Origin of the sequence: Sphingomonas sp. TDK1 (assembly GCF_001650735.1) — a bacterium.
In the GTDB taxonomy this organism is placed as follows: Bacteria; Pseudomonadota; Alphaproteobacteria; order Sphingomonadales; family Sphingomonadaceae; genus Sphingomonas.
Genome location: NZ_LXVY01000009.1, coordinates 99,463 through 120,908 on the forward strand (window position 1 = coordinate 99,463; position 21,446 = coordinate 120,908).

Here is a 21,446-nt window from a genome sequence, read left to right on the forward strand (position 1 = left end):
CGGCCAGTGTGCGCGAGCGAAGCGGGGGCAAATGCGAGCCTCGCCTAGTGAGCCGTCGCCGGGCCGGAACCCGAGCGAGATCGGTTGCGCCGATTCCAGGCAAACCCCACTGCGATGGCGACCGCCATCAGGAGTTGCGCCAGCACCGATTGCCAGGTGGGGAATAACCCTAGCATCGACAGCCGCGGCACGTCCGCGAGCGGTGCGATGTTGATAAGGCCGGCCTCCTGGAGAGCGGCGACGCCCTTGCCCGCAAGCACGACGGTCAGAACGGCCATGAGCCAGGAGCTATAGCGGAAGAACTGCGCGATCGGCAGCTTGCGGCTGTAGCGGAGCATTGCCCAGGCGATCACACCAAGCAGTCCAATGGCCGATCCGGCGCCGGCGAGCAGCATCCCGTTGTCACCTTGCGCGGAGAGAGCGGCGTAGAACAGGATCGTCTCGAAAACCTCGCGATAGACGACCACGAAGGCGAGTCCGAACAGGAACCAGCCCGACCCGCCCGAGAGCGCCCGCGACATCTTCTCGCGAATATAGCGCTGCCACTGATCGGCTTGCGCCTTACCGTGCATCCAAATCCCGACCGAGAGCAGCACGAACGCGGCGAACAGCGAGCCGAACCCTTCGGTCAGCTCCCGGCTCGCGCCGCTGATCCCGATTGCATAGGTGGCGACCGCCCAGGTGATTCCGCCCGCGATGATCGCGCTGACCCAGCCGCCATGAACGTAGCGCAGCGCCTCGCCGCGGTCGGCTTTACGCAGGAATGCGATCATGGCGACGACGATGAGCAGGGCTTCGAGCCCTTCACGCAGCAGGATCGTGAACGCGCCCAGGAACGTGGACGCCTCGGTGGCGGCATCGGGCGCGAGCGCCGCTTCTGCATCATCGAAAAAGCCGCCCAGCACCGTGACCTTCTCCGCGAGATCATCGGGCGATGCGCCCCGGTCGATCGCGGCGCGGAACTCCCCCATGGCGCCCTCGATTCGGCCCATCAGCGTCGCGTCGCGCGCGGTGAGCGTTGGTTCGATCGGCTCGAACCCATCGAGATAGGCTGACAGCGCCAGCTCTTTTGCCATCCGCGCATCGCCACGCCGGGCAGCGGCCACGCTTTCGGCGAGTTTGGCGCGGGCGACCGCGAGCGAGCCGGGAGCCTGTTGCATCACCTGTTCAGGGTGGCGACGCAGGAACGCGAGCACGGCGTCAGCCTTGGCGTCGCCGATCGCCGCGCCGAGCGCGGCCGGGGTGAGTGCGACCAGGGTTTTCAGGTCCGGGATGCGACGGCGAAGGGTCGGATCGGATTTCCACAGCCGCTCGCCTTCGCGCGCCTGCGCGTCCGTGAAGGCGAAGCTCCCGGCTCGGAATGCTACCGCCCAGCGCTGATCGTTCGGCAGATCGGCGAAGCTCTGCATCGCCGTCCCGTCGATGCCCTGCGTCACCACCTGATAGAGCGCGAAGACGCTGCGCTGGCGCGCACGTTCGGCATCGGTAAAGGCGATCGGGGGTGTCGCGAGCTTGGCGGCGTCGGGGCCACGGCCGTTGCCCGTCATGCCGTGACAGGACGCGCAGGATTGTTGGAACAGGGCATGGCCGGAGACGAGGTTCGGAGCCTTATCGGGCGCGAGCGGCACCGGGTAGGCGCGCAGCAGATCGGCCGCGAGCCCGTGCGCCAGTGTTGCCACCTGTTCAGTCGATCCCTTTTCCGCGATTACCGCTTGGAGGTTGGCGGCCCGCTGAATGAGGGCTTGGCGCTCCGGCTTCGCCGGCAGGCCTTGAAGCCGTGTCGAGACCGACGCGGCAAACTCATTCATTTCGGCGTATTCCGACGCGCTCTTGATCCGACCGTTCGCGACCGCGCCTCCATAATCGACGGCCATATAGTCGAGCAGCCGCCATGCGGTTTGCACGTCGCCGGGTTCGGCGAATGCCGCAGCAGGGATCAGCAGCGCAGCGAGCGCGGCGAGCAGCCGCAGCGAGAGCATTGCCCGGATCAAGGTGAGCAGACGCACTACCGCTCTCCCAGTTCGCGCCGAGCGCCAGTGACGATTTCATAAGCGGAGTGGAGGAACAGGAGGGCGATGAGGCCGGCGACGGCGAGGTCCGGCCAGGCGCTTCCTGTCCACGCCACCAGACCGGCCGCGGCGATCACCGCGACATTGGCGAGCGCGTCGTTGCGGCTGAACAGCCAGATCGCGCGAACATTGGCGTCCCCTTCCCGGAAACGCGCAAGCACCAAGGCGGACACGACATTGATCGCGAGCGCGACAACGCCGATTGTGCCCATCAGTTCGGCATCCGGCGCGGTTGCGTTCAGGGCGCGCCAAATCGCGAAACCGATTACGCCCACGCCAAGCGCACCGAGAAACAACCCCTGCGTCAGCGCGACCTTTGCCCTCGCCCGTGCGGACCAGGCAAGCGCGAGAAGACCGATAAGGCTGATCGACCCGTCCCCGAGAAAATCGAGGGAATCCGCTTTCAGCGCTTGGCTATCGGCGATGAACCCGCCGAACAGCTCGGCGACTCCGAAGCCGAGGTTGAGCACCACGACGGTCAGCAGCGCACGGCGATAGGCCGGATCGGTTTGCGCGCGCGCGGGCGTCCCGTGGCACCCGCAGCTTTCGGTAGAAGCATTCATGCGGCCTTCCTTACCACCTCCAGTCGCTGTAGAAGCAAGCGAAATGTGCGACACGTTCGCATTAGCAAGGATGGCATGATGAAGCCGGTGATGATTGGGCAGCTCGCCAGCGAGACGTCGACAAAAGTGACGACGATCCGGTTTTATGAGTCGATCGGGTTGCTGCGCTCCGCCCCGCGCACGGCGTCGGGCCGTAGAACCTATGATGCCAGCGACATCGAGCGTTTGCACTTCATCCGCAACGGTCGCCGGCTCGGCTTTTCGGTCGACGAAATACGATCGTTGATGGGGCTGGCGCAGAACCCGGACCAGGATTGTGGTGCCGCCTCAGCTATCGCTGCTCAGCACCTCAAGGATGTTGAGGAGAGGCTGGCGCAACTCGCGGTGTTGCGGGATGAGTTGGCAATGCTCAGCCAGAGCTGCACCAAGGCGCGCATGGCCGATTGTCGGATCATGAAGGCGATCGGCAAAGGCCACCCTCAAGCCGATCAGTAATAGTCGGCTAGCCTGAGGTCGCGCACATCACCCGAGGCCATCGTCAGCTTTACGAGGGTGCCAGCAGGCCGGGAGCGCACTTGCCAGAGCTCCCCACGCGTATAGTTCGCATCGATCGAATGGCCGTTCACCGCCACGATCCGGTCGCCGACCGCCCAGCCAGCCTTTTCCGCGGGACTGTTCGCCGCCACATGAACGACGGTGAGCGCCGTTGGTGAGGCTGCGAGGCCAAGGCCGCTACGGTCCTTCAGCATCGGCAGGCGACGACGAGGACCGAGTGGCCGGAGCCACACGAATCCGGCGGTCACGTCGAACACCACGTCGAATTGAGCGATCAGCGGTAGGCCGACATTGCCAACCGTGCTGGTGGAGAGCCAAGCTCTCATCCCGAGTGTGGGGACGTTCGAGACGCCAAGCCCTTCAATGTTGATGTTCTGGGTTGTGAAAGCATCGTTGACTCGCACGCCATCGACGCCGCCGATCGCCGCGGTCGAGACGAGCTTCCCGTTCAACAGCCCTTGATCGCGGGCATAGGCCGACGAGAGCATCAGCGCGGCCGAGCTGCCAAGATCGATCATCAAGGGCACGGGAGACAGGCCCTCGACGGAGGCCCGGATGAACAGCTCCTGCTTGGCACCGCGTCCGAGCGCGACAGCGCGCCAGTCGGGGCCGGCGAGAAACGTGCCTGACTTGACGACCGCCATACGCCTGTTCGCGAAATCGAGCGCGATGCAGCTGCCCGTGAACATATCGGCACCGAGGAGAACGTCGATCGGTCGTCCGAAGGCCGCCGACACTGAACTCAGATCACCAACAACGGCAAAGGGTAAGCGACGGGTTTCGCGGGCGAGCTGTACGTCGATGTCGCGGACCAGCAGCACCGGGGCCTTGGCGCTCAGCCCGCTAATCATGCGCCGCTCACCATTGTTCAAGCCGAGCTTCGCCGCGAGCGCCGTGCTCATGATCGACGCGCCGCTGCCACTGTCGAGCACCGCCCGCGCCGGCACTCCGCGCACTTGTGCCGAAACAAGGAGGGTATCACCCGTGCCGACTTCCAGCGGCTCCCATTCGAGGTGAGCCGCGCCGAAGTTCCACGAGGCCGCAGACCGGGAAGTCTGTCGCGCGAGCGTTGGAGAACCGAGCACCAAGCCGGTTCCACAGGCCACCAGCCGCGCCACTAATGAGCGTCGAGACATACCGATTGCTTCAACACGGGCCGTCAAAAAGCCACCTCCAGCCCCCCGTCCGCAGGAGAGCAAATTGCGGTTACATGCTCTAGCAACTGGAGGAGCAAGGGTTTTTGAAGCGCCCGAAATGCTATCCTGTTCAAATGCCCTCTCGAAAATGAGCAGTTGAGGCAGGTCAGGAACCGGTCGAATAAGACCGAAGTAGGCAATTTCGCTTGCGCGACCTTGGCGAGCAGGACCCCAGTTCACGAAGAAACGTGAAGCTATCGCCTCACCCGCAGCAGCCCGCCACAGTCCCGTTTGCTTTCGCTTCCTGGATCGGAGGGCATGGGACATCGCCAAATGAGCAGAACACGCAGCAGTCGCCAGCCAGGGGCCGCAGCACCACCGCGCAATGCCGGCAATCATAGAAGAATTGGCAGGCGTTGGTGGGCATCCTTTCGGTGGCCACCCCGCCGCATTTGGGACAGGTCAGGGTTGAGGTGAGCTGCATCAGGAAAGCGCGTTCATCAGCGGCGCTTCTAGGAGGTCCCAGGCGAACGCGATAAGCGTCAGAACCGTTCCAATCGCGAGCAGGATAGGTGTCGCGCGCGAGGGCAGCGGCATTGTGCAGGACCGGTCCCCAGCACAGGACCTCCGCCGCTGCGCGTAGGCCCACCACCCAGCAGCCAAGCCGATGAGGGAGGTCGCCGTTAGCGGCCACCGTAGTGGTATCAGCGCGGCGAAGTTGCTGGACAGGCCCGCCCCCAGGCCGAGCGCCGCGAGTGCGAGGGGCAGGACGCAGCATGACGCCGCAGCTAGAACAGCGGCTAAGCTCGCAAGCGCGCCGAGGGCGGATAGCCCCGTGTCGGCGCGACGTCGTGACGTTGGTGCGCCTAGGGGTTCACGCGGGATGGTCTCTTGGTTCATCTATCGCCTCTAGCGGGTTAGCCCGTTATGCATCCTGTAGTGACTACAGGAGCAAGCAATATATGCGCGTTGAGGAAAGCATCACGATCGGCGAGCTGTCTCGCCGGACTGGCGTGAATATCGAGACGATCCGGTACTTCGAGCGCGTTGGTGTTCTCGCAACGCCACCCCGCACAAGCGGCGGGCGGCGGGTATATGGGACCGGTCACGTCCGCGCACTTGGGTTCGTCCGTCGCGCGCGCGAACTCGGCTTCTCCCCGGCCGAGGTGCGCGCGATCCTGTCTCTTGGCGGTTCTGCGCAGGCGTCATGCAGTGAGGTCCGCGAGATCGCGGCTCACCATCTAGAGCGTGTGCGCGCTAAGATGGAGGATCTGGCGCAACTAGAAAGCCTGCTGGCTGCGACCATCGACCGTTGCGAAGGCGACGGGGCGGCGAGGTGCGCCGTGATCGACTTGCTGAACCAACATTCGACTGCGTAGATGTCGCATCGCACCCCGTACTCGCGCAAACGGTCGATAACGGAGCCGATCACCATCACCACGGCACGCGGCCCTAGCCACCTATGTGGACGTTGCGCATCACGAAGCCGCTTTTCGGAAGCGCTGGCAGCCTGGCGAAATCGATGCTCAGGTCTTGGTCCGGTACGTCATAGCGCATCGCGTTGACGAGGAGGTGTGCCGCCACCTTCATGATCGCGAGGACGATCCATTCGCCGGGACAGCGATGGCCGAGATAGTGATCGCCGCCGCCCTGCGGAATGAAGTTGAAGGAGTCTTCGTCCCAAGCCCTGAAACGCTCAGGGCGAAACTCCTGGGGGTCGGCCCAGGTCGCTGCGTCGTGATTGCTCCCATAAAGGTCTAGCACCACTTGACGCCCTTCCGGAAAGGCCATCCCCTCCCACTCGAAATCTTGGCTCGCGCGCGCCACCACAGCGGGAAAGAAGGGATAGAATCGGCGGACCTCTTGGACGAAGAGCTCGGCATAGTCCGGCTGCTGAACCAAGGCCGCCCTGATCCCTGAACAGGTTTGCAGCGCGTGGGCGACGAAGGTGATGTACACTGCGATCGCGACGGTCGGGCGAAGGACATTTACCAGTTCGACCGCTGCGACGTGCGGCGAAAGAAGATCGTCGTGCCGGTCGCGATGCCAGGCTATCGCGTAAGCCGCGGTCCCCGAGCCCGAGCCGATGCTCCCGGCCCGAATGCCTTCAATGATCCGCTTCGCCCATGCGTCGACGCGACGACGGGCCAGCCGTGACCAAAGATGCCTTGGGCTCGCCGAGCCGGCGGCGTCGAACAGCGCCCGCAGCTCGCCCGCGCGGTTGCCGGCTTCATCGTCCGGAAGAGGAACTCCCGCCCAAGCGCATACCGCTCGCGTCAGCGGCTCATGCAACTCGTCATAGAAGACGATCTCTCCTTTGCGCGTCCAGCCCGGCACCGCCCTGCGCCACTCGGCCTCGAACAATTGCGCCAGCGCCCGCACGCGCTCTGGTGTCATCAGGCCCATGAACATCTGCTTGCGGTGCCGATGGGTCTCGCCGTCCAGACCCTGAACGCCGCCTTGGCCCAGCAGTGTCTTCTGAATAGCGACCGGCATGGCACCTTCGCGCTCGAAGCGGGTCGTATCGTAGAAGATTTCGGCGGCCTTGGCCCCCTTAAGGCAGTTGGTCTTTTTCAGCAGGAAACGGGATTCAAAAGCGTTTGCGCCTAGGCGCTGGCACTGCCTGGAGATGAACCGATAGGGATCGGCGAGGAGAGAAAGGGTTTCGTCCGGGCCTTTCGTGTGTGGTGTCTTAGGCATGACCGGTCCGGTGATTGTTGGGTCTCCTTTGATTAACTCGGAGGAATATCACGGGTTGCAGGCTCACGACAGGTGACGAACGAGGACGATCAGGGCGGAGCAGGCGCGGCCGAGGCGTTCGAGGCCATGCGCGGCGAGCTGGCGCTGCGCCGTGGAGGGCTTGGCGGCCGAGCGCGGCGATCGACATACCCGACCATACCGAGACGCTTGGCGTGCTCCAGCAGAACGTGAACACGGCAGGCGAGAACGTCGCGCGCATCGGCCAATTCCTGAAAGCGGCCCCGGCGCTGGCGATGACGCCGGAGCAGATGGCGCAGCGCATCGCCGCGGCGGGCAGCGCCGCCCGGCGCGAGGATCAGGCGGCGCTCGCCAAGGCGGGCGAGGACAAGGCCCGCATCATGGCCGATCTTCGCGCCATCGCCGGGTCCGCATGGACACGCGCCGACCAGAAGAATCGGCAGCTATGGTTTGCCCTGGGTGGGGTGGCGGCCGGCATCCTCGCATGGGCGATCGTGCCGGGCCTGGTCGCGCGCGAGATCGCACCGGCGAGCTGGCAATGGCCCGAGCGCATGGCGGCGCGGACGCTCGACTTGCCCCGCTGGGAAGCCGGGCAGCGTATGATCCAGAGCGCCAGTCCCACCGCGTTCCGCGCCATCGTCGGGGCCGACAGGATCGTGACGGCCAACCGCGCGGCGATCGAGGGGTGCGGCAAAGCCGCAGCGCGAAACGCGTGAAACGGTGCGACGCACGATCACGCTCAAGTGGAGTAAAAGTTAGCCGCGCAAGTTATTCAGCCAAGCGTTCGATGATCGGACAATCAGGCCGATCATCGCCATGACAGGCTTGGGCGAGCCCGGTAAGCGAGCGGCGCATGGCGTCCAAGACGCGGACCTTGCGGCCCAGTTCGGCAGCGCGGGCTTCCGCCAGCGTCTTCACTTCCGCGCTCGACCGATCGCGATCCGACCACAGCCCCAGCAGCGTGCGGATTTCCTCGATCGGGAACCCCAGGTCGCGCGCGTTGGCGATAAATCGCAGCCGATGAACGTCAGCGTCGGCGTAGTCCCGGTAGTTCCCGCGCCGTGGCGGCGCGGGCACCAAACCAATCTTTTCATAGTGGCGGATCATGCGTTGGGAGACGCCGCTGGCGTCCGACGCCGCTCCGATGTTCACAGCTTTACCGCGTTGAGCCGCAGTGCGTTCAGGACCACGGTGAAGGACGAGAGCGCCATCGCTGCACCGGCCAGCATCGGCGACAGCAGGATACCGGCAACCGGGTAAAGCACGCCGGCCGCAACCGGCACGCCGATTCCGTTGAACAAGAACGAGAAGAACAGGTTTTGGCGGATATTTCGCATCGTCGCGCGAGCGAGCTTGCGGGCGCGCACGATCGCCGAGAGATCGCCGCGCGTGAGCGTCATGCCGGCGCTTTCGATCGCCACGTCTGTTCCCGTTCCCATCGCCAAGCCGACATCCGCGGCGGCGAGCGCCGGGGCGTCGTTGATCCCATCGCCCGCCATTGCGACCCTTGCGCCGCTCGCTTTCAGCTCGCCGATGATACGCGCCTTGTCTTCCGGCAGCAGATCGGCGCGCACGTCATCAAGACCGCCCACGGCGCGCGCGACAGCATCGGCCGTCCCACGATTGTCGCCGGTGAGCATGACGACCCGCAGGCCCTCCTTGCGAAGCGCGGCAATAGCGTCGCGCGCCGATGCGCGCACCGGATCGGCGACTGCGAGCAGACCGGCGAGCGCCCCGTCGATCGCGACGAGGATGATGCCCGCGCCTTCGCCACGGTGACGATCGGCCGCGGCGTCGACCGGCTTGAGATCAGCGCCGATCCGGCTCATTTGCACCGCATTGCCAATCACGACCGAGCGGCCGCCCACCGTGGCGCTGACACCCAGCCCGGTTTGCGAGGCAAAGTCCGCGACTGTGCCGAGCTGCAATCCTCGTTCTTTGGCGGCAACGACGATTGCGTGCGCGAGCGGATGTTCGGATTGGCCTTCGACGGCCGCGGCAAGCGCGAGCATGTCGTTCTCTCCGACCGCGCTGACCGTCTCGACCGCGATCAGCTTGGGCTTGCCTTCCGTGAGCGTACCCGTCTTGTCGATGACAAGGGTATCGACCTTTTCCAGCCCCTGTAAGGCTTCCGCGTTCTTCACCAGCACGCCGGCCTGAGCGCCGCGTCCCGTGCCGACCATGATCGACATGGGCGTGGCGAGCCCGAGCGCGCACGGGCAGGCGATCACCAGCACTGCGATGGCGTTAAGCAGGGCATGGCCCATGCGCGGCTCAGGGCCGACCAGCGACCAAGTGATGAAGGTCGCAATCGAGATCAGCACGACGAGCGGCACGAACCATCCTGAAACCCGATCGGCGACCGCCTGTATCGGGGCGCGGCTTCGCTGCGCTTCCGCGACCATGCGGACGATACGCGCGAGCATCGTGTCCGAACCAACCGCGCGGGCTTCCATCACCAGGCTGCCCGTCCCGTTGACGGTGCCCCCGGTAACGATCGCCTCGACTTCCTTGAGGACCGGCGCGGGTTCGCCGGTGAGCATGGCTTCGTCGACCGACGAACGACCCTCGACCACGACGCCATCGACCGGGATGGCTTCACCGGGGCGGACCCGCAGCCGGTCACCGGTTGCCACGTCGGCAAGCCCGACTTCTTCTTCAGAACCGTCAGGCTGCAAGCGTCGCGCCGTCTTGGGGGCGAGATCCATGAGAGCGCGGATCGCGCGCCCTGTCGCCGCCCTAGCGCGCAGTTCGAGCACTTGCCCGAGCAGCACCAGTGTCACCACGACGCCGGCCGCCTCGTAATAGACGGGAACCATGCTCCCATGCGTGCGGAAGGTCGCTGGGAAGATGCCCGGCGCGAGCGTCGCGACCACGCTATAGAGGAAGGCGGCACCTACGCCGATCGCGATCAGTGTGAACATATTGAGATGGCGGGTACGAAGCGATGTCCACCCCCGCTCGAAAAACGGCCAGCCCGCCCACAGCACGATCGGCGCGGTGAGTGCGAGCTGGACCCAAGGCGAGGCCGCAGGGCTAACCACATGCAGGCCTAACATTTCCGCGAACATCGAGACGACGAGCAGCGGGATCGTGAGCGCGCCCGCCACCCACAGTCGGCGCGTGAAGTCGACCAGCTCAGGGTTGGGAGTATCGTCGAGCGACGGTTCTTCGGGTTCGAGCGCCATGCCGCAGATTGGGCAAGTTCCCGGCCCTTCCTGGCGAATTTGCGGGTGCATCGGGCACGTCCACATCGCCCCCGGCGTCGCCATCGGCTCCGGTTTCGGCTTATCGCTCAGATAGGCGTCAGGATTGGCGACAAACTTGCTCCGGCACCCTGCGCTACAGAAATGATAGGCATGACCAGCGTGCTCGGCATGGTGTGTCGTTTTTGCGGGATCGACCGTCATGCCGCACACCGCGTCGATCACTGCTGCTGCGGCATCGTTGTCCTTACTGCCCGAGCAGCAGCCGCCCGCTTCGGTGTGATGATGTTCGTGCTCGATCTTTGCGGGAGCGGCCGAGCCGCCCCCGCAACAGGATGAGGGCGTGGAGACCGATTCAGGCGCAGGCTTCGAACAGCCGCAACCCCCGGCTTGGGAATGGGAATGAGGGTCGTTCATGGCAAGACTCCTTCGACCCGAGAGCATGTAGGGTATGACACCGTGTTAGGGTCAAGGCCCTGTCGGCACCGCTGGCGTGTATGTTGAATCTACGCGCGGGAGCGGCGTTGCCCTCATATTGCGGGGGCCAGCTCTACACCCTCGACGCCATAAGGGCCGCAGCTTAGGTCTATTACTAGCTCGCCAAACGCGGGCCGGGGGCAATCGGGGACATATGGCAGCGCAGATCGACAGTCTTTCTACTGGCACCGACCATGACGGCCTGGTGCGCCGCTTAATTGCCCGCTGGCGTGACGATCAGGGCGCGACCTATCGGAGCTGGTTTCTTTGGGACGAGCGGTTGAAGAACTTCCGATCAATCCGGCGCGGCATCACCCAGGTTGTCGGCGAGATCGAGCGCGGCACGTTCGGCGTCGCCTACCGCGGATCGTCGCTCGAAACCGTCGTCCATTCCGTCGCCGAGCAGCGGCAAATCTTCAAGGGCGCGGACCATGCGTTCCTCTGGAAGCCGAAGCTCCGCATCCCCGACATTTACGAGAGCCCCGACAATCAGCGCGCGTTCGGCCGCTTGCTCGACGCCTGTTCCTGTTGCGACACGGCCGAGGAGATCATCAGCCATATCCACGCGATCGACCGTTTGAAGATCAAGGGGCTGGGTCCGGCGGTCGCCAACCTCCTCTACTTCCTTCACCCGACGCTGGTGCCGCCCTTCAACACCGCAATCGTTAAGGGCTACAACGCGCTGACGGGGGCGAATGTGAAGCTCGGGAGCTGGGAGCATTTTCTGGCGATGCGGACCGGCATCCTCGATCTCAACGACCGCTTCCGCGAGCTGCTATCGAATGATTTAGGCGCGATCGGCGGTCTGTTGTTCGACATCGGCTCCGATCGCTATCCGGCTCCGCCCCTCGACGTGAGCGGCGCGACGCTGGCGAGCTGGGGGCAGCGGCTTGAGGCGGCGCGCGAGGAAGCGCGCACGCTCAGCAAGGCCGCTCAGCGCGAGGGCGAGAACGAGCGCACCCATACCGAAATCCAGGCATGGCTTCGCGATCTAGGGTTGGCGCTCGGCTATGACGTATGGATCGCCGCGAACGACCGCAGCCGCGCCTTCGACGGATCACCCTTGGGCGCAGGATGCCTTGAGCGCCTGCCCGACACGATCGCGACGTCGAAGGGCGCTGACTCGATCCGGCTGATCGACGTGCTGTGGCTTGAGAAGGCCGGCGATCATGTCGCCGCGGCGTTCGAGGTGGAGCATTCGACCTCGATCTATTCGGGCATCGTCAGGATGCTCGACCTGGCCTTGAGCGGTGGCGACCTTCACGCGACCGCGGGGCTGTTCCTTGTCGCGCCCGACGCGCGCGAGACGGACGTTCGCGCGCAGTTGCAGCGGCCCGCGTTCAGCCGCGTAGCCGACCTCGACATATCCTACCTGCCCTATGGCGAGCTGGAGAAGAACCGGGAGGCCATCGCGCGGTTCGGATCGGGACTGAAAGCGATCAAGGCCGTTTCCAGCAAGCTCGCCTAGCCCGCTCCGCGCAAGGGATGATCCGGAGAGCCGCGTATCCTCTAGCATGTAGAGGAGTGCTGCCGTGACGATGCCATCCCCGGCCCCCTGGCTCGACGCCGTGCTGATCGGGTGGTTCGTGCTGACCGCCCTTTCGGTCGCTTACGTCGCGTGGGATGCCTTCACCCGCAACCCCGAGCTGCGCGTGATGAAATGGGGGTGGCTGTTGGTCACGCTCTATGGTGGCCCGATCATGGCCGCGGCCTATGTCCTGTCCTGCCAGGAGCCGGCGAACGAGCGGCACGAGGATTTCGTTCGACCGCTCTGGAAGCAGGCGTTCGGCTCGGCCATCCATTGCATGGCGGGCGATGCAACCGGCGTCATCGCCGCAGCCGCGATCACCACGGCGCTCGGCCTGCCGATGTGGCAGGACGTGATCGCGGAATATGTGTTCGGCTTCGCGTTCGGACTGCTGATTTTCCAGGCGCTTTTCATGCGCGACATGGCGGGCGGTTCCTATTGGGGCGCGCTTCGCATGTCGTTCATCCCCGAATGGCTGTCGATGAATGCCGTCATGGCCGGCATGATCCCGACGATGGTGGTGTTGATGAGCCGCGACATGGCCGCGATGCACGCCAGCTCGCTCCGCTTTTGGGGCGTCATGTCGCTGGCGACACTCGTCGGGTTCGCAGTCGCCTATCCGATCAACCTTTGGCTGGTTGGCGTGCGCTTGAAGCACGGCATGGGCACGGTGCGCGCGCTGGGGCATGGCGGACACGAAGTCGGCGCGGACCGGCAATCGGCCACGCCGATGCCGGACATGGGACACGACGCAATGGCAGGGATGAGCGGCATGGCGGCCGGCGCGCGCGTGACCGGACCTCAGATCGCCGCGATGACAGTGTTGACGCTCATCATGCTTGGCGCGGGCATCATCGTTGCGACGCTGTTCGGTCGGTGGGCCATGTAACTTGCCGCGAACGACGGAGATCGCGGCAAGGGGTGATCGCGCGGCGCGCGTATCTAGGAACAGGCGGGGGCTCATACGGAGATAATGCGATGCACCAGATCGACCCCGGCATGAAGGCGTGCATGGACGCCTGCCACGAATGCCATGTGACCTGTCTTCACATGGCGATGAACCATTGCCTCGAAATGGGCGGCCAGCACGCCGCGCCCGAGCATATGAAGATCATGGCCGACTGCGCGCAAATTTGCGCGGTTGCGATCGACTTCATGGCGCGCAAGTCCGCCCACCATCAGCATATCTGCCGCGAGTGTGCCGAGATCTGCCGGGCTTGCGCAGCGAGCTGCGAGGCCCTGGGCGGCATGGAGGATTGCGTGGCAGCGTGCCGGAAGTGCGCCGATTCCTGCGATCGGATGGCGGCATAGCGGGGCTTGCGCGGGCGGTCGCCCGCCCGCGCAGCTATCTGCATATCAACGGCCCATGCTCGCGATCACAGCGAACAGCTCGGCCGTGAACTTGGTCAGGAGCTCGGTCGCTGCGCTCCCGAAAATCACCAAACATACGCCTAGCGCGATCAGCTTAGGCACGAAGCTCAGCGTCTGTTCGCTAATCGACGTCGCCGCCTGGATGATGCTGATTATCAGCCCGACGATCATCATCGGCACGAGCAGCACCACGCAGATCAGGCCGGCCACGGCCAGCATCCTCCCCGTCTCGTCGAGCAGGATCGACTGATCCATCAGGCGCGGCCCCGTGAACGGCCGGGGACCGCGAGGGCTCCCCGGCCGCGCATCACATCGCCGATGCAGGCGGCGCGAGCGTCCCGAGCCAGGCGATCAGCCCGAGAACCGCGATGACACAGGCGGTTTCGATCGCCAGACTTGTCCGCAGCGCGCCGAGGGCGCCCTTGTGATCGTCCGCTGCGATCGACCGCTCGAATGCCGGCGTGAGCCGGAAGCGGTTGAGCGAGGCGAGCCCTAGCATGGCGACGAACAGCGCCAGCTTTGCGATCAGGAGCTGACCATAGAGCGTCGCAGGAAGCGTGGCGAGGTTGCCGATCCCGACCAGCATCCAGCCGTTGACCAGGCCGGTGACGAGGATCGTGCCGACCACAACCGTCCCGATCGCGCCGAACCCGTGCAGCGCGCGGTGCGTCAGCCCCAGATGCGCCGCGTCTACGCGCGCCGCGGGTCGGGAGACGAGCAGGAGCAGCCCCAGTAGTGCGCCAACCCAAGCGCCCGAGGCGATCAGATGGAGAATGTCGACGATGAGGTGGACCCAGCCCATCACGGCTTCGTCCATCGCGCCGTGTCCGGTCCACGCCAGCGTTGCGAGTGCCACGGCCGAGCAGAGCGCGACGATGCTCAGCCAGATGCCGCGCCCGCCCGCGACCAGCGCTGCCAGCGCCGCGAGGGCCACCATGACCATTCGCAGCTTCCATGCTGCTCCGATCGCAGAGCCGGTGAGCAGCGCGCCGACTGCTTCACGGTCGATCGGCCAGGCCGGCGTTCCGGCCATTGAGGAGGCCATCAGCACGACCCAGGCGCCTGAAAACAACAGGCTCAGGCCAGCGCTGGCGATGAACCAGGGACGCAGCGCGAGCGCGTCGCCGCGCTCGCGCGCCCGCAGCCCATAAAGGCTGAATGCGGCAAGGCCGAACAGCGCAGCCAGCGTCACGTAGAGCGCGAAGCGGACGCCGATAAGCGACCAGTCCCCCATCGCCTCACTTCACCGCGAAGACGTAGGTTCCTGCGACCTTGTGGGTGTCGGTCGAGACGACATTCCACGCGACGCTATACCGACCCGATGGGAGCGGCGATTTCGGGGTGATGACGAGGGTCCGGCCATCGGACGAGAGCGCGGAGGCGCTGGCCATCTTCATGGCTGCCATGCCGGGCATCGCTGCCATCGTGAGATCGGCCTTGGAGAAGGCTGGCATCAGCTTCTCGCTGAAATGAAGTTCGATACGAGCGGGCTTCGCGACCGTCGCATTGGCGGCCGGCGATGCCGACACCAGCTTAGGATGGGCGTTCGCCGTTCCGGCGAACATGACGAGAGCGGCAGCAGCAGTCAGAACGGATAGGCGGCGCATAGGGGGCCTTTCGACAGGAGGGTTCCTGTCCTTCATTACGCGCCCCGATCGACCACCCCTCACGGATGGATTTGAGGGATGGGCGCGTCGCTTGCGTAATCCATGCTAGAGGGGTGGAGTGAACGACATGGACCTCGACGCAGTATTGATGAGGCTGGCGCAAGCACCCGTGCCCGCGAGCCTTGATGGCATGGAAGATCGCGTGCTGGCGCGGGTCGCCGCACGTCCAGCGGCGCGCGCCGGCTTAGGCGTTGGGGCAATGACGATCGCTGCGGCGCTCGTCATGGGCATCTTCGGTGCCGGTGTGCCCGCGAAGGAAGCCAGCGCGGCTTCGCTATCGCCCTTGGGGCCGGTGTCGCCGCTCGCGCCCTCCACGCTGCTCGTCGGCGTGCAATGAGCGGCCGCATCCGCCTTCTGCTTGGCATTGTCGCGTGCTTCATCGCCGCGATCATCGGTGTGTTCGTGGGGCGGGCGCTACTTCCGCCACGTGCCCAGCCCGGCTCGGAGCTGCACGACGTGCTGCATCATAAGCTGGCGCTGGACGCCAACCAGGAAGCGCGACTTGAAGTGCTGGAGCAGCGTTTCGCCGTGCAGCGGCGCGCATTCGAGCTGGAATTGCGGGCGAACAATGCCCGGCTCGCTGAAGCGATCGAGGCCGAGCATGGCAACGGGCCGCGCGTCGCCGCAGCGGTCGACCAGAGCCACGCCGTCATGGGCGAGCTCCAGAAAGCGACGCTGGCGCACATCTTCGCCATGCGCCAGCTCTTGCGGCCCAATCAGACCGGCCAGTTCGATCAGGCCGTGGTGAAGGCGCTCACCGACGACGCACGTTGAGGTTCGGCGCGTGAGCCTCGACTGGACCACGCTTACGGACGGCGAGCTGGCGACCCTCAGCATCGCCGGGCGCGAAGCCGCCTTCGCCGAGATCATGCGCCGCCATCGGCAGTCAATCTTCCGCATGGTGCGCGCGTGCGTCGGCGAGGCCGACGAGGCGCTGGACCTTCTGCAGGAGACCTTCGTCGCGGCGCATCAGGCCCTGCCCCGCTACGACGGCGATCGATCGATGCGCGCGTGGCTATCGACGATCGCGATCAACAAGTGCCGCGATTGGGGGCGCAAGCGCACCGTGCGGCGCTTTCTGGCGTTCGCCGCACCGATCGGCCCGGAAGCCGAAGCCATTGCAGACGACCAGGTGGCGATCGACGACGCGACGGGCGACCGACAGGAACTCGACCGCGTGACGCGCGCCATTGCGGGCTTGCCGACCGCATTGAAGGAATCCTTGGTGCTGCGCACGATCGAGGGGTTGAGCCAGGCTGAAACCGCGGCAGTGTTGTCGATCAGCGAAAAGGCGGTAGAAACCCGCCTCTATCGCGCGCGATCGAAGTTGCTGGAGCGATTGGGCGGGCGCTGAGGGATAGCGCCCTGAGCTGCGTATCAAGGCTAGAGGGACACTCCCGTTCGAGAGCCTTGAGGACCGTATGAGCCGCACTATCGATCGCCGCCAGATGCTTCGCGGCGCCGCCCTTGCTGGCGGTGGCATGGCGCTGACCGCCTATATGCCCGCGTGGGCGCAGCCTGTCTCGGGCGGGATCGTCAAACCGCTGCCGACCGTCTCGGGCACTGACATCGCGCTGACGATCGACAGTTTCAGACTTCCCGTCGACGGCAAGTCGACGCCCGCAATCGGCGTCAACGGCACGGTGCCGGCCCCTCTCATTCGCTTGAAGGAGGGGCAAAAGGTCCGCCTCTCCGTCACCAACAATCTCGACGAGGACAGTTCGATCCACTGGCATGGGCTGCTCGTGCCGTTCGCGATGGACGGCGTGCCCGGCATCAGCTTCCCCGGCATCAAGGCGCGCTCGACCTTCATCTACGAGTTCCCGATCATCCAGTCGGGCACCTACTGGTATCACAGCCATTCCGGCGAGCAGGAGCAGGGCGGACTTTACGGGCCGATCGTGATCGACCCGGCCGGTGCCGATCCGATCGCGTTCGACCGCGAGCATGTGATCGTGCTGTCCGACCACAGCCAGATGACCGGCGAGCAGATTTTCCGGAAGCTGAAGCAGATGGGCGGCGCCTATTTCAACTATCAGCGGCCGACCCTCGCGGGCTTGCTCGCGGGTCGGGAAATGCCGCTCAAGGACCGGATCGAGTGGGGAAAGATGCGAATGGACCCCGCCGACATCGCCGACGTCACCGGCTCGACCTATACCTTCCTGGTCAACGGCTACGGGCCGTATGACAACTGGACGGGGCTGTTCAAGCCGGGCGAGCGGGTCCGCTTGCGGATCATCAACGCCGCGGCGCAGACCAACTTCAACGTCCGCATCCCCGACCTGCCGATGACCGTCGTGCAGGCCGATGGGCAGAATGTCCGTCCGGTGAAGATCGACGAGTTCCAGATCGGCGTTGCCGAGACGTTCGACGTGATCGTGACGCCCGAGGACCGGGCCTACAGCTTCGTCTCCGAGGCTATCGATCGCTCCGGCATGGGCCGGGCGACGCTCGCCCCGCGTGAGGGGATGGTCGCCCCGGTCCCGCCGCTTCGTCCGCGCACGCTGCTGACCATGACCGATATGGGCATGGACATGGGGAGCATGGGCGGGATGCAGGGCATGTCCGGCATGAAGGACGAGAGCCCGGTCGCCACGCGCGGGCCGGACCCCACCTTGATGCAGAACGCCTCGCGCAATCTTTGGAAGCTGACGGGCTGGAAGGGGCCGACCGATCACGGGACGGTCGCGGCAGGCGCAGCGATGGCGGGCATGTCCGGCATGTCGGGCATGGACCACAGCCAGATGGGCGGCGCTGTAATGCCCGGGATGGACCATAGCCAAATGGCAGCGGGCGGTGCTGGCATGGCCGGCATGGACCATAGTGCCATGTCGGGCGGATCGGGCCAGGCTGGCGGCATGGCCGGGATGGACCACGGGTCGGGTGGCGGCATGAACATGAACATGCGCGACCCGAAGAATGCGCCGGGCGTGAAGATGGGGCCGGGCGTGCAGACCATCTCCCCGATGCCGAAGGACCGTAGCGGTGAACCGCCCCAGGGTCTGGAGGGCCTGGATCACCGCGTCCTCACCTATCGCGACCTCGTTTCGCTCGCGCCCAACCCCGACGTGCGCGCGCCGTCGCGTCAGTTCGAGATCCATCTGACCGGTAACATGGAGCGCTACATGTGGGGCTTCGACGGGCAGAAGCTGAGCGATCCCGCCGACCCCATCCCGTTCCGCAAAGGCGAGCGGGCGCGGGTGACGTTGGTCAACGATACGATGATGCCGCACCCCATCCATCTCCACGGCCATTTCTTCGAGCTGGTGACGGGGCACGGCAATCATGCGCCGCGCAAGCACACCGTCAACGTGCCGCCTGGAGGCAAGATGACCTTTGATCTGACCGCCGATGCACCCGGCGATTGGGCGTTCCACTGTCACAATCTCTACCACATGACCGCAGGCATGATGCGCGTCGTCACCGTTCGCCCGTTCGCGGGAGAGGCGGCATGAACCGGCTGACCGCGGCGCTCGCCGCCACCACCATGCTCGGCATCGCCGGTCCTGTCGCCGCTCAGTCGATGCAGGGCATGGATCATTCGGCAATGCCGGGCATGACCATGCCGATGCCTGCGAAAAAGAAGCCGGTGGTGAAGCCCACGGCCAAAGGCAAGCCGGCCAAGACTAGGTCAGCTCCTGCGAGGCGACCATCAGCTTCGACGACGAAACGCCGCGCCGCGCCAACGGCCGGCATGAATGGTATGGATCACGGGACCATGCCGGGCATGGATCACTCGTCTATGCCCGGCATGGACCATGCGGCTCCGCAGGGCTCACAGCAGGGCATGGAAGCCATGCCGGGGATGCAGATGCCCGGAAACGGCCAAACGGTCCCTCAGGGCTCCCAGCAGCCGATGCAGGGCATGGACCATTCGGCGATGCCGGGGATGACCATGCCAGCCGACCAGCACAGCGGCCACGACATGCAGGGCATGTCGGGAATGGCCGGAATGCCAGGCATGGCGGCCGATGGGGTGCAGCAGACTGGCACCGCGCTTCCCGCAGGAAACGCCCCCGCCCCGCCCCTGCCGACCGACCATGCGGCCGACAGCGTTTACGGCGCGGACGCGATGGCGATGGGTCGCCATCACCTTCAGCAGCATCACGGCGGTCAAAACTTCAGCCAGGTGCTATTGAACCTCGCTGAGTATCAATTCCGCAACGGTCGTGACGGCTATCGCTGGGATGGCGAGGCGTGGTTCGGGGGTGACATCAACCGCCTCTTCATCAAGTCTGAGGGCGAGGGAGCCTTCCGCGAGGGCATCGAGAGCGCCGAGGTGCAGGCGCTCTATAGCCGGACCATTGGCCCTTATTTCAATCTACAAGCGGGTGTCCGCCAGGATTTGGGGCCGTCCCCGAAACGCACCTATGCGACCGTCGGGCTGGAGGGGCTGGCACCGGGCTTCTTCGAGCTAGAGGGCGCGGTATTCCTGTCCAACAAGGGCGACCTGCTAGGGCGGCTTGAGGGCTATTACGACCAGCGCATCACCCAGCGGCTGATCCTGCAACCGCGCGCCGAGCTCAATTTCGCTGCGCAGGACGTGCCGGAAAACCGGATCGGATCGGGCCTATCCAACGCCGAGCTTGGATTGCGGCTGCGTTATGAGATCCGGCGCGAGTTCGCCCCCTATGTCGGCGTGTCATGGGATCGCCGCTTCGGCGACACCGCCCGCTACGCGCGCGCCGATGGGGATCGCGCAACGTCCAAGAGCATCGTCGCCGGCGTTCGTGTCTGGTTCTGATCGATGGAGGAACAGATGGCTCAAGACGGCAGGCGCTCGATAAGGCAGCACTTCCCGAGCCTGCCGTTCGTAGGCGCCCTGGCGATCGTCCTGGCGCTGGGCGCAGCCGCGTTTATCTACCTTGGCGTGTATAACATCGCGGCCGACGAACCGCACACGCCGGCGGTCTATTCAATGCTCGAACGCCTGCGCGATCGGTCGATTGAGGCACGCGCGCGCGGCATAACACCCCCGGCCGATCTGGCATCGGCGCAGCGCGTGTCAGTCGGCGCGGGCCTTTACGGAGAAATGTGTTCCGGTTGCCATCTCGGCCCCGGCGTCGAGAAATCCGAGATGAGCCAGGGCCTCTATCCGCAAGCGCCGGAACTTGTCCGCGCCCAGGACCTCACCCCCGCCCAGCAATTCTGGATCATCAAGCACGGGGTGAAGCTCAGCGCCATGCCGGCGTGGGGCAAGACGCATCCCGATCCGCTGATTTGGGACATGGTCGCGTTCGTCCGCAAGCTCCCCGGCATGACGCCCGAACAGTATAAGGCACTGGTCGCGAGCGCCCCGGCCGATCACGACGAGATGATGAAGGACATGCCGGGTATGAAGTGACCCCGGCGACGAGGTTGAGGGAGGAGTGGTTCTGAAAAGCGCGAAACTGAGGCTGCATCTACTCGCGAGCCGCACGCACAAATGGCTCGCGATCATCATCGGCGCGCAGCTCCTGCTATGGTTCGCAAGCGGCGCCCTGATGAGCTTCCTGCCGATCGATCGGGTGCATGGCGATCACCTCGTTGACCGCAAAGCCGCGGCGCCCCTTCCCCGCGGCAGCACGTTCGCCCCACCATCGGCGATCGTAGGCGCAGCAGATGCGCCCATCGAGGCCATCACCTATCGCATGTGGCTTGGCCGCCCGGTCGCCGAGGTCGCGACAGCCAAGGGAACGCGCCTGTTCGACGCCGCGACGGGCCAAGCGCTGCCAGCACCAACGGCTCGTGAGGCCGAGGAGATCGCGCGTTTGGCATGGCGTGGCGGTGCTCGACCAGCGGCGAAGGTAGAGCGGATCGAGCGCGCCAGCCCCGAATATCGCGGCACGCTCCCCGCCTGGCGCGTCGCGTTCGCCGACCTCGATTCCACCCGCGTCTTTGTCGCGGCCGACACCGGTCGGATCTCGGCTGTCCGAACCGGCACTTGGCGGCTCTACGACTTCTTCTGGGGCCTTCACATCATGGATTGGACGAATCACGAGAACTTCAACACGCCCTGGCTGCTCGCCTTCGCGATCGGTGGGCTTGCGCTTTGGTTAGGGGGGGCAGTGCTTCTCTACATGCGATGGCCCAAAACGCGGCGTCGCAACATCGTGATCGAGGCATAATATACGCGGCTCAGGAGCGTAGCCCTCGGAAATAAAGTCCTGTTTCCTG

The 21,446-nt window shown here is 65.3% G+C and carries 25 protein-coding genes; 14 read left to right on the forward strand and 11 right to left on the reverse strand.

Going from position 1 to position 21,446, the window contains the following annotated elements:
* Positions 1-44 precede the first annotated feature (44 nt).
* Positions 45-2,006, reverse strand: coding sequence for a cytochrome c/FTR1 family iron permease (locus tag A7X12_RS08675; RefSeq protein WP_064311260.1), 1,962 nt, complete (start codon positions 2,004-2,006; stop codon positions 45-47).
* Positions 2,006-2,632 carry a cation transporter gene (locus tag A7X12_RS08680; RefSeq protein ID WP_064311261.1) on the reverse strand — a complete coding sequence of 209 codons (627 nt, stop codon included), beginning with the start codon at positions 2,630-2,632 and terminating at the stop codon, positions 2,006-2,008. The genes A7X12_RS08675 and A7X12_RS08680 overlap by 1 nt, the downstream gene beginning before the upstream one ends.
* Positions 2,633-2,710: 78 nt before the next feature.
* Between A7X12_RS08680 and A7X12_RS08685 the strand changes: the two genes are divergently transcribed.
* The gene (locus tag A7X12_RS08685; RefSeq protein WP_004212867.1) at positions 2,711-3,127 is read left to right on the forward strand and encodes a MerR family transcriptional regulator; all 417 of its coding nucleotides are present in this window, start codon (positions 2,711-2,713) and stop codon (positions 3,125-3,127) included.
* Here A7X12_RS08685 and A7X12_RS08690 read toward each other — a convergent pair.
* The 3 genes from A7X12_RS08690 to A7X12_RS08695 form a co-directional block, all read right to left on the reverse strand.
* A complete protein-coding gene (locus A7X12_RS08690; RefSeq protein WP_082795033.1) occupies positions 3,121-4,323 on the reverse strand; it encodes an aspartyl protease family protein in 1,203 nt (400 codons plus the stop codon). The two genes, A7X12_RS08685 and A7X12_RS08690, sit on opposite strands and share 7 nt — an antisense overlap.
* A gap of 262 nt (positions 4,324-4,585) precedes the next feature.
* A complete protein-coding gene (locus A7X12_RS26580) occupies positions 4,586-4,807 on the reverse strand; it encodes a GDCCVxC domain-containing (seleno)protein (protein WP_081609171.1) in 222 nt (73 codons plus the stop codon).
* Positions 4,807-5,223 carry a mercuric transporter MerT family protein gene (locus tag A7X12_RS08695; protein ID WP_017980799.1) on the reverse strand — a complete coding sequence of 139 codons (417 nt, stop codon included), beginning with the start codon at positions 5,221-5,223 and terminating at the stop codon, positions 4,807-4,809. Before A7X12_RS08695 ends, A7X12_RS26580 begins: the two co-directional genes overlap by 1 nt.
* 62 nt (positions 5,224-5,285) lie before the next feature.
* Between A7X12_RS08695 and A7X12_RS08700 the strand changes: the two genes are divergently transcribed.
* Positions 5,286-5,702: a MerR family transcriptional regulator gene (locus A7X12_RS08700; RefSeq protein ID WP_017980798.1), complete on the forward strand. Its 417-nt coding sequence runs from the start codon at positions 5,286-5,288 to the stop codon at positions 5,700-5,702.
* A gap of 73 nt (positions 5,703-5,775) precedes the next feature.
* On the opposite strand, the gene A7X12_RS08705 is transcribed toward A7X12_RS08700, so the two are convergent.
* Positions 5,776-7,023 (reverse strand): cytochrome P450, encoded by a 1,248-nt coding sequence (locus A7X12_RS08705; protein WP_017980797.1) that lies wholly within the window; start codon positions 7,021-7,023, stop codon positions 5,776-5,778.
* Between the two features lie 212 nt (positions 7,024-7,235).
* Between A7X12_RS08705 and A7X12_RS08710 the strand changes: the two genes are divergently transcribed.
* Positions 7,236-7,757, forward strand: a complete 522-nt coding sequence (locus tag A7X12_RS08710) for a DUF6118 family protein (RefSeq protein WP_017980796.1) — start codon at positions 7,236-7,238, stop codon at positions 7,755-7,757.
* A 52-nt stretch (positions 7,758-7,809) separates the two neighbouring features.
* On the opposite strand, the gene cueR is transcribed toward A7X12_RS08710, so the two are convergent.
* Both cueR and A7X12_RS08720 read right to left on the reverse strand, forming a co-directional pair.
* Entirely contained in the window at positions 7,810-8,193 is a 384-nt protein-coding gene (gene cueR / locus A7X12_RS08715) for a Cu(I)-responsive transcriptional regulator (protein WP_017980795.1), read from the reverse strand.
* Entirely contained in the window at positions 8,190-10,451 is a 2,262-nt protein-coding gene (locus A7X12_RS08720; protein WP_026151875.1) for a heavy metal translocating P-type ATPase, read from the reverse strand. The genes cueR and A7X12_RS08720 overlap by 4 nt, the downstream gene beginning before the upstream one ends.
* Between A7X12_RS08720 and A7X12_RS25915 the strand changes: the two genes are divergently transcribed.
* From A7X12_RS25915 to A7X12_RS08735, 4 genes are all read left to right on the forward strand, one after another.
* The gene (locus A7X12_RS25915) at positions 10,401-10,586 is read left to right on the forward strand and encodes a hypothetical protein (RefSeq protein WP_177179223.1); all 186 of its coding nucleotides are present in this window, start codon (positions 10,401-10,403) and stop codon (positions 10,584-10,586) included. The two genes, A7X12_RS08720 and A7X12_RS25915, sit on opposite strands and share 51 nt — an antisense overlap.
* A 292-nt stretch (positions 10,587-10,878) precedes the next feature.
* On the forward strand, positions 10,879-12,192 hold the full coding sequence (locus tag A7X12_RS08725; RefSeq protein ID WP_017980793.1) for a hypothetical protein: 1,314 nt from the start codon (positions 10,879-10,881) through the stop codon (positions 12,190-12,192).
* 70 nt (positions 12,193-12,262) lie between these two features.
* Complete coding sequence (locus tag A7X12_RS08730; protein ID WP_017980792.1) at positions 12,263-13,141, forward strand: DUF4396 domain-containing protein; 879 nt, start codon at positions 12,263-12,265, stop codon at positions 13,139-13,141.
* Positions 13,142-13,230: 89 nt separating this feature from the next.
* Positions 13,231-13,563 carry a four-helix bundle copper-binding protein gene (locus A7X12_RS08735; protein ID WP_017980791.1) on the forward strand — a complete coding sequence of 111 codons (333 nt, stop codon included), beginning with the start codon at positions 13,231-13,233 and terminating at the stop codon, positions 13,561-13,563.
* A 45-nt stretch (positions 13,564-13,608) separates the two neighbouring features.
* Here the strand turns inward: A7X12_RS08735 and A7X12_RS08740 are convergent, their stop codons facing one another.
* The 3 genes from A7X12_RS08740 to copC are packed head-to-tail and all read right to left on the reverse strand — an operon-like array spanning position 13,609 to position 15,230.
* Positions 13,609-13,878 carry a flagellar biosynthetic protein FliQ gene (locus A7X12_RS08740; RefSeq protein WP_017980790.1) on the reverse strand — a complete coding sequence of 90 codons (270 nt, stop codon included), beginning with the start codon at positions 13,876-13,878 and terminating at the stop codon, positions 13,609-13,611.
* Between the two features lie 52 nt (positions 13,879-13,930).
* Positions 13,931-14,857 (reverse strand): copper homeostasis membrane protein CopD, encoded by a 927-nt coding sequence (gene copD / locus A7X12_RS08745; RefSeq protein ID WP_017980789.1) that lies wholly within the window; start codon positions 14,855-14,857, stop codon positions 13,931-13,933.
* Between the two features lie 4 nt (positions 14,858-14,861).
* The gene (copC, locus tag A7X12_RS08750) at positions 14,862-15,230 is read right to left on the reverse strand and encodes a copper homeostasis periplasmic binding protein CopC (RefSeq protein ID WP_020486671.1); all 369 of its coding nucleotides are present in this window, start codon (positions 15,228-15,230) and stop codon (positions 14,862-14,864) included.
* A 127-nt stretch (positions 15,231-15,357) separates the two neighbouring features.
* Here copC and A7X12_RS08755 point away from each other — a divergent pair, with 127 nt between their 5' ends.
* The 7 genes from A7X12_RS08755 to A7X12_RS08785 all read left to right on the forward strand — a co-directional run bounded on the left by A7X12_RS08755 (position 15,358) and on the right by A7X12_RS08785 (position 21,397).
* On the forward strand, positions 15,358-15,627 hold the full coding sequence (locus A7X12_RS08755; RefSeq protein WP_020486670.1) for a hypothetical protein: 270 nt from the start codon (positions 15,358-15,360) through the stop codon (positions 15,625-15,627).
* Positions 15,624-16,064 carry a periplasmic heavy metal sensor gene (locus tag A7X12_RS08760; RefSeq protein ID WP_017980786.1) on the forward strand — a complete coding sequence of 147 codons (441 nt, stop codon included), beginning with the start codon at positions 15,624-15,626 and terminating at the stop codon, positions 16,062-16,064. Before A7X12_RS08755 ends, A7X12_RS08760 begins: the two co-directional genes overlap by 4 nt.
* Positions 16,065-16,074: 10 nt before the next feature.
* Positions 16,075-16,644: an RNA polymerase sigma factor gene (locus A7X12_RS08765; RefSeq protein WP_018251214.1), complete on the forward strand. Its 570-nt coding sequence runs from the start codon at positions 16,075-16,077 to the stop codon at positions 16,642-16,644.
* Positions 16,645-16,711: 67 nt separating this feature from the next.
* Positions 16,712-18,745 (forward strand): copper resistance system multicopper oxidase, encoded by a 2,034-nt coding sequence (locus A7X12_RS08770; protein WP_018251213.1) that lies wholly within the window; start codon positions 16,712-16,714, stop codon positions 18,743-18,745.
* A complete protein-coding gene (locus tag A7X12_RS08775) occupies positions 18,742-20,034 on the forward strand; it encodes a copper resistance protein B (RefSeq protein ID WP_024310688.1) in 1,293 nt (430 codons plus the stop codon). The genes A7X12_RS08770 and A7X12_RS08775 overlap by 4 nt, the downstream gene beginning before the upstream one ends.
* 15 nt (positions 20,035-20,049) lie before the next feature.
* Positions 20,050-20,634, forward strand: coding sequence for a c-type cytochrome (locus tag A7X12_RS08780; RefSeq protein ID WP_232318421.1), 585 nt, complete (start codon positions 20,050-20,052; stop codon positions 20,632-20,634).
* Positions 20,635-20,659: 25 nt separating this feature from the next.
* Positions 20,660-21,397, forward strand: coding sequence for a PepSY domain-containing protein (locus A7X12_RS08785; protein WP_017980780.1), 738 nt, complete (start codon positions 20,660-20,662; stop codon positions 21,395-21,397).
* The last annotated feature ends 49 nt before the right edge of the window (positions 21,398-21,446 follow it).

Bases quoted from the DNA above. Each gene is read 5' to 3' on its own strand.
- A7X12_RS08680 (WP_064311261.1), bottom strand. From the start codon at position 2,632: ATGAATGCTTCTACCGAAAGCTGCGGGTGCCACGGGACGCCCGCGCGC.
- A7X12_RS08685 (WP_004212867.1), top strand. From the start codon at position 2,711: ATGAAGCCGGTGATGATTGGGCAGCTCGCCAGCGAGACGTCGACAAAA.
- A7X12_RS08690 (WP_082795033.1), bottom strand. From the start codon at position 4,323: ATGTCTCGACGCTCATTAGTGGCGCGGCTGGTGGCCTGTGGAACCGGC.
- A7X12_RS26580 (WP_081609171.1), bottom strand. From the start codon at position 4,807: ATGCAGCTCACCTCAACCCTGACCTGTCCCAAATGCGGCGGGGTGGCC.
- A7X12_RS08695 (WP_017980799.1), bottom strand. From the start codon at position 5,223: ATGAACCAAGAGACCATCCCGCGTGAACCCCTAGGCGCACCAACGTCA.
- A7X12_RS08700 (WP_017980798.1), top strand. From the start codon at position 5,286: ATGCGCGTTGAGGAAAGCATCACGATCGGCGAGCTGTCTCGCCGGACT.
- A7X12_RS08705 (WP_017980797.1), bottom strand. From the start codon at position 7,023: ATGCCTAAGACACCACACACGAAAGGCCCGGACGAAACCCTTTCTCTC.
- A7X12_RS25915 (WP_177179223.1), top strand. From the start codon at position 10,401: ATGACCAGCGTGCTCGGCATGGTGTGTCGTTTTTGCGGGATCGACCGT.
- A7X12_RS08720 (WP_026151875.1), bottom strand. From the start codon at position 10,451: ATGACGGTCGATCCCGCAAAAACGACACACCATGCCGAGCACGCTGGT.
- A7X12_RS08725 (WP_017980793.1), top strand. From the start codon at position 10,879: ATGGCAGCGCAGATCGACAGTCTTTCTACTGGCACCGACCATGACGGC.
- A7X12_RS08730 (WP_017980792.1), top strand. From the start codon at position 12,263: ATGCCATCCCCGGCCCCCTGGCTCGACGCCGTGCTGATCGGGTGGTTC.
- A7X12_RS08735 (WP_017980791.1), top strand. From the start codon at position 13,231: ATGCACCAGATCGACCCCGGCATGAAGGCGTGCATGGACGCCTGCCAC.
- A7X12_RS08740 (WP_017980790.1), bottom strand. From the start codon at position 13,878: ATGGATCAGTCGATCCTGCTCGACGAGACGGGGAGGATGCTGGCCGTG.
- copD (WP_017980789.1), bottom strand. From the start codon at position 14,857: ATGGGGGACTGGTCGCTTATCGGCGTCCGCTTCGCGCTCTACGTGACG.
- copC (WP_020486671.1), bottom strand. From the start codon at position 15,230: ATGCGCCGCCTATCCGTTCTGACTGCTGCTGCCGCTCTCGTCATGTTC.
- A7X12_RS08755 (WP_020486670.1), top strand. From the start codon at position 15,358: ATGGACCTCGACGCAGTATTGATGAGGCTGGCGCAAGCACCCGTGCCC.
- A7X12_RS08760 (WP_017980786.1), top strand. From the start codon at position 15,624: ATGAGCGGCCGCATCCGCCTTCTGCTTGGCATTGTCGCGTGCTTCATC.
- A7X12_RS08770 (WP_018251213.1), top strand. From the start codon at position 16,712: ATGAGCCGCACTATCGATCGCCGCCAGATGCTTCGCGGCGCCGCCCTT.
- A7X12_RS08775 (WP_024310688.1), top strand. From the start codon at position 18,742: ATGAACCGGCTGACCGCGGCGCTCGCCGCCACCACCATGCTCGGCATC.
- A7X12_RS08780 (WP_232318421.1), top strand. From the start codon at position 20,050: ATGGCTCAAGACGGCAGGCGCTCGATAAGGCAGCACTTCCCGAGCCTG.